Annotated in this window: 4 protein-coding genes and 1 pseudogene; 4 read left to right on the forward strand and 1 reads right to left on the reverse strand. The window is 35.8% G+C overall.

From position 1 onward, the window contains the following. The 4 genes and pseudogenes from HRU49_RS13630 to rpe form a co-directional block, all read left to right on the forward strand. Positions 1-1,996 (forward strand): polyribonucleotide nucleotidyltransferase (locus tag HRU49_RS13630; protein ID WP_296358101.1); only part of this gene is annotated, 1,996 nt, incomplete at its 5' end. Between the two features lie 147 nt (positions 1,997-2,143). Next, positions 2,144-3,007: a sigma-70 family RNA polymerase sigma factor gene (locus HRU49_RS13635; RefSeq protein WP_094967995.1), complete on the forward strand. Its 864-nt coding sequence runs from the start codon at positions 2,144-2,146 to the stop codon at positions 3,005-3,007. Between the two features lie 237 nt (positions 3,008-3,244). Then, positions 3,245-3,568 (forward strand): annotated as a pseudogene (locus tag HRU49_RS14770) (BLUF domain-containing protein); the annotation flags it as partial. Further along, positions 3,565-4,224: a ribulose-phosphate 3-epimerase gene (rpe, locus tag HRU49_RS13640; RefSeq protein WP_296358103.1), complete on the forward strand. Its 660-nt coding sequence runs from the start codon at positions 3,565-3,567 to the stop codon at positions 4,222-4,224. The pseudogene HRU49_RS14770 and the gene rpe, both read left to right, overlap by 4 nt. A 518-nt stretch (positions 4,225-4,742) precedes the next feature. Here rpe and HRU49_RS13645 read toward each other — a convergent pair. Next, a partial coding sequence (locus HRU49_RS13645; protein WP_296358105.1) for a tyrosine-protein kinase family protein occupies positions 4,743-6,686 on the reverse strand: 1,944 nt, incomplete at its 5' end.

Consider the following 6,686-nt stretch of genomic DNA (forward strand, 5'->3'; position numbering starts at 1 on the left):
TGATGGTGAGGTATTAACCATGCGTTTAGTGGATAGATGTTTACGCCCATTATTTCCTAAAGATTACCATGCAGAAACACAGGTAATGATTCAGTTGATGTCTCATGACCCAGAAGTTATGCCAGATGCTATGGCCGGATTAGCAGCATCTGCAGCGATTCAGTTATCAGACATTCCATTTGAAACAGCAATTTCTGAAGTTCGAGTTGGACGTGTTAACGGCGAATTTATCATCAACCCATCATATGAACAATTAGAAGCCTCTGACATCGATATGATGATTGGTGCCTCGGCAGATTCTGTGATGATGGTAGAAGGCGAAATGGATGAGATCTCAGAAGAAGAAATGGTAGAAGCCATTAAAGCTGCGCATGAAGCTATTAAAATGCAGTGTGATGCTCAATTACGATTAGCTGAAGCTTTTGGTAAAAAAGAAATTCGTGAATACGATCCTGAGGTTGAAGATGAAGAATTAGCAAAAAAGATTCATGACATGGTATATGACAAAACGTATGCTATTGCCAAAGCAGGATCTGCAAAACACGAACGTGGAGCAGCATTTAGCGAAATAAAAGAAGAAGTTTTCAATTCTTTCTCTGAGGAAGAGCAAGATGAATTAGGTAAACTGATTCATAAGTATGTTGCTAAAGCGCAAAAAGAAGCCATTAGAAATTTAACCTTAGACGAAGGCTTACGTTTAGATGGACGTCAGACTACAGATATTAGACCAATTTGGTGTGAGGTAGATTATTTACCTTCTACACATGGTTCTGCAATCTTTACACGTGGTGAAACTCAAGCTTTAGCGACAGTTACTTTAGGTACTTCGCGAGAAGCTAACCAAATAGACATGCCATCTTACGAAGGCGAAGAACGTTTTTACTTACATTATAACTTCCCTCCATTCTCAACTGGAGAAGCCAGACCAATTAGAGGAACATCTCGTAGAGAAGTTGGACATGGTAACCTGGCACAACGTGCTTTGAAAGGTATGGTTCCAGAAGATTGCCCGTATACAGTACGTGTGGTTTCAGAAGTATTAGAATCTAACGGTTCTTCATCTATGGCCACTGTTTGTTCTGGCACAATGGCATTAATGGATGCTGGTGTACAACTTAAAAAGCCTGTTTCGGGTATTGCTATGGGACTTATATCTGATGGTGATAAGTATGCCGTACTTTCTGATATTCTAGGAGACGAAGATCATTTAGGAGATATGGACTTTAAAGTTACTGGTACTGCTGATGGTATTACAGCCACCCAAATGGATATTAAAATCAAAGGGCTTTCTTATGAAATCTTAGTGAAGGCATTAATGCAAGCTAGAGATGGACGTTTACACATCTTAAAGCACCTCACAGATACAATTGAAGCTCCTAATGCTTCCGTTAAGGATCATGCACCGACTATGGTTACGACAAGAATTCCTAATGAATTTATCGGAGCCTTAATTGGCCCTGGCGGTAAAGTGATTCAAGAATTACAGAAAGAAACTGAAACAACTATCGTAATAAATGAAGATCCTGTAACTGAAGAAGGTATTGTTGAAATTCTTGGCGTTGGTAACAAAGGTATCGATGCTGTGATGGCACATATTGATGCTATGATGTTTAAACCAGAAGTTGGTAGTATTTACGAAGTTAAAGTTGTTAAAATGCTTGACTTTGGTGCTGTTGTGGAATACACAGAGGCCCCTGGTAACGAAGTACTGTTACATGTAAGTGAATTGGCTTGGGAACGTACGGAAAATGTTTCTGATGTCGTAAACATGGGAGATGTATTTGACGTAAAATATTTCGGTATCGATTCTAGAACTCGAAAAGAAAAAGTATCGCGCAAAGCTATTTTACCAAAACCAGAAGGTTGGCAAGAGCGGCCAAAGCGCGATACTAATAATCGCGGAAAAGACAATAGAAATCATCGTAGTCGCGACAATCGCAACAGAGATAATCGTAGAGACGATAGAAAACCTAAAGAAGATAAGAAAGAAGATTAATTTTCTTACAATAAACTGTGTAAAAGTCCATCATAATTTGATGGACTTTTTATTTTTATATCTTTTTTGTAACATTTTCTGGAGTTTGAACGTATAATAAAAGAACACCTGATGTTCCGCCTTAAATTTTTAATGCAAATTATTTAAATGAGACAACTTAAAATTACCAAGCAGGTTACCAATAGAGAAACCGCATCATTAGATAAATACCTACAAGAAATTGGTAAGGTAGATTTGATTACCGCAGATGAAGAAGTAGAATTAGCACAGCGTATAAAAGCTGGTGATCAAATTGCTTTAGAAAAATTAACTAAAGCTAATTTGCGTTTTGTAGTATCTGTGGCTAAGCAATATCAAAACCAAGGGTTAACTTTACCAGATTTAATTAATGAAGGTAACTTAGGCTTAATTAAAGCGGCACAACGTTTTGATGAAACACGTGGATTCAAATTTATTTCTTACGCGGTTTGGTGGATTAGACAATCCATCTTACAGGCTCTTGCAGAACAATCGCGTATTGTACGCTTACCACTGAACAAGATTGGTTCTATCAATAAAATCAATAAAACGTTCGCCTTTTTAGAGCAAAGCCATGAGCGCCCTCCATCAGCAGAAGAAATTGCTAAAGAGTTAGATATGACTATCAATGACGTTAAAGAATCGATGAAAAATTCTGGACGTCATGTATCGATGGACGCACCTTTAGTTGAAGGAGAGGATTCTAATTTATATGATGTATTGCGCAGTGGTGAATCACCAAATCCTGATAAAGATTTATTACACGAATCACTTCGTACAGAAATTGAACGTGCTTTAGAAACCTTAACGCCACGGGAAGCTGATGTGATCCGTTTGTATTTTGGATTAGGTAATCAGCACCCAATGACTTTAGAAGAAATTGGTGAAACCTTTGATTTAACACGTGAGCGTGTAAGACAAATTAAAGAAAAAGCGATAAGACGTTTAAAACACACGTCCAGAAGTAAAATATTAAAGACGTATTTAGGTTAGTTTTTTGTATATTTAACGACCAACCTAATAAAGGTAACAACAGTTACAAAACATAACTGTTCGTTTTTTGATTGATGAAAGAACCTCCGGCTGATTACCGGAGGTTCGCTTTTTTAGCAATCTTTAAGTTCGTTAGCAGCACCTTCAGAAAATGAAAACCATTTGTTATATCAGTAATTTCGCAAGAGACCTCAGAAAAGACACCATTATTGAGCTCATTGATTTTGTAAAAAAAATAATTCTAAGAATAATATTACTGGACTTCTTATCCTTAAAAACAAATACTTTTTTCAAATTTTAGAGGGGCATTCCGAACAAATTGACGGCCTTTTTAATAAAATAAAGGTCGATCCGCGGCATAAGACTATCATTACCTTATTAGACACTACTATCGAAGGGAGAATCTTCAATGATTATAATGGAGGAAAATTCGAAATTTTTCAGAAGTATGCCGATATGAAAAAGCTATATTTGTACTTTAATTGGATAAAGAACGCTAATTATTTACCAGCAGAAGAACTCATTCAACTAACTACAAATTTCTTAAAACATAGCTCATGAGTAAATGTTTAATTGCTCCCTCCATGCTCGCTGCGGATTTTGGCAATCTGCAACGCGATACTGAAATGGTTAATAATAGTGAAGCCGACTGGTTTCATATCGATGTTATGGATGGCCATTTTGTACCCAATATTTCTTATGGTATGCCCGTTATCGCAGCCATTAAAACACATGCTACCAAACCATTAGATGTGCATTTAATGATTGAAAAACCAGAGCGTTATATTGAAGAATTCGCAAAGGTTGGTGCTGATATTATTACAGTTCATTATGAATCTACAGTACATTTACATAGAACCTTGAGACAGATTAAAGATGCAGGTTGTAAAGCAGGAATTGTTTTAAATATAACCACACCCATCAATGTTTTAGAAGATATTTTACCTGAGTGTTATATGGTTCTTTTGATGTCCATAAATCCTGGATTTGGAGGACAAAAGTTTGAAGCCGTGACCTACCAACGTATCAAAAAGTTAAGAGCTATGATCGAGGATCAAGGCCTAGATACACGTATTGAAATAGATGGTGGAGTAACCGATCAAAATATCAAAAAGTTAGTAGAGGCAGGTGCAGATACCTTTGTTGCCGGCAGTCATGTGTTTAAAAGTAGTGACCCCACTGCGACCATTAAACATCTAAAAGACTTAGCAAATTAAAGTTAATTATATAGATGGTTCATTACATCTACAGTGGTGATAACGCCAACTAAGATGCCATTATCAACAATAGACAAGGCGCGAAAATCGCATTCTGAAAAGATTATAGTGTGACGGTTTTGATATTTGTATTTGAAGCAAATACAGTCACATTTTTACCATAACTTGTGTGGTAAATCTCATATAATGTTCTCTTAAGTATCATAAAACAGCCTCTGCAAGGTCAATACGCGGTAAATTAGAATAACTTAACACCCCAGCAATTAACTTACCTGCAACCACAAGTACATTGTGCATACTTGTTATGGTTCAAAAAGTAACTCAGCAGCCTCTACTAAAGCATCATCTCTATTAAGGGCGATGATATTATGGATCATTATTTTGGAAAGAAGTGAAAATAAATGCTCTTATGTTTTAAAATTCACTTTTAAAAGTAATATATAATCACAACAGGACTTATGTATGACCTAGGCCATATCTACTTTATCGAGATAAAAATAAGCGTATAAACTTAAATATTAATCCTCATCACTACCATAACCATAGTTATAGCCATAATTATAACCATAACCATAGGATTTTCCTGCACCGACACTATTTAGCACATAAGCCATGTTCTTCAGTTTTCCAGTTTCTTCAAGTTCTTTAGAAAACTTAAGCAAATTCTTCTCAGTATAATTAGCCCTTGCCAAATAAATAGTAGCATCAGCTAACTGGGAAATGAGTAGGGTATCGGTCACCAGAATTGTAGGTGCGGTATCCACAACCACATAATCGTACTCCTCGCGTGCTTCCTCTAAAAGTTTTTCAAAGCGTCCATTGGTCAACAAATGTGCTGGATTAGGTGGAATACTACCAGAAAGGATGATCTGATGGTTAGGATGTTTCTCAAAGCCACTAATTAAAGCATCTTTCCAATTGTAATTAGCATCATGAAGAAAATTAGACAACCCAGGTTTTTGCTTATTCTCAGCAATATGGGTATGTATTTGTGGATTTCTTAAATCGGCCCCTATCAATAATACTTTTCTATTAATGCTAGATAATGCCAAAGAAAGGTTTAGACTAACAAGGGTTTTCCCTTCTCCTTTAATGGTTGAGGTACAAAAAATCACACGCCCCTTATTGTCTTTATTAAGTGGCAGGATATAATTGACATTCGAACTTAAAATTCTGAAGGACTCAGCCAATGCAGATCGATCACTTGGATCGTTAAAGATGGTGTTTTTCTTCTTTTTAAGATCGGGAATTTCCCCAACTACTGGAATTTTAGGGGATAAAGTGTTGATATCGTCTTTACTATGTAATTTGGTATCTAGCATAAATATGAGATACAAAATTCCAAAAGGAATTAACAGGCCACCTAACAAGGCTCCTGCGTATACAATATTTGGTTTCGGTGATATTGGCTTGGAACCGGAAAGGGCATACTCCACTACCTTAATAGAGGGCTCTGTGATGGCATAGTTAATGGCCGCTTCTTCACGTTTCTGCAATAACAATAAATAGAGACTTTCCTTAATTTTCTGCTCCCTGGCGATAGATCGCAATAGTTTCTCCTTTTCTGGGATTTGAGCCACCTCCCCAACGAGACGTTTATTTCGTAGTTCTAATTGATTTTGTGATGTTTCTAATTGAGAAATATAGGCTTTAAGCGAGTTCTCAATATTTAGTTTTAAATCTGCTATTGCTGTATTTGCTATTTGCACTGAAGGATTATTTTCTCCTGCACTTTTTTTAAGCTTATCACGATCTAAAACAGCCGTATTATAATCTGCAATTAGAGTATTGATATTACTACTTTCCAATCCAAAATTTGCGGGTAATAACTCTGAATTTGGAGACCTTAAAGCTTCCTGTATAAGCTTAGCTAAAGCCAATTGATTATTAAGTCGAAACACCTCCTCATCCGATTTAGTACGTTTTTCTAATCCAATCTGAGCATCAGTTTCGATATCTATCAAATTATTTTGTTGTTTAAAGTCTTTAAAATCAACTTCAATCGAGTCTAGTTCTAAAGCCAAAAATTCAAATCTATCATCTATAAACTCTAAAGTACGTTTGGATACTAGACGTCTATCACTAATTCCATCCTGATTAAAGATTTCAACCAGGCTATTAATAATTGCTTCTGTTAATTCGGTACTTTCCCCTTTAATGGATACTTTTAATAAATCACTTTGCTCGCCAATGGGTTCAACTTCCAGTAATCTCTTCAAATTAAGTGTAGCATTTTTTTTAGAATTGAAATTATCTATAAATGTTTTACATTTAATATCTTGAAAGGGTATAGTCCTATCCAATTTTAGATTGAAGGGTAAATCATGATCTATTGAATAAGTGGAGTGTTCTTTAAAATTGAAAGTTTGTTCTGTTTTTACATCTAGAATCTCAAAACCTGAAGCATTAATAATAATATTATAGGTTGAGAGATTAGTAATACCATCTGGCATTAGTATTTG

Source organism: Winogradskyella sp., assembly GCF_013213975.1.
GTDB lineage: Bacteria > Bacteroidota > Bacteroidia > Flavobacteriales > Flavobacteriaceae > Winogradskyella.

What these genes read in the sequence shown, in the direction of transcription:
- HRU49_RS13635 (WP_094967995.1), top strand. Translation starts at nt 2,144, where the DNA reads ATGAGACAACTTAAAATTACCAAGCAGGTTACCAATAGAGAAACCGCA.
- rpe (WP_296358103.1), top strand. Translation starts at nt 3,565, where the DNA reads ATGAGTAAATGTTTAATTGCTCCCTCCATGCTCGCTGCGGATTTTGGC.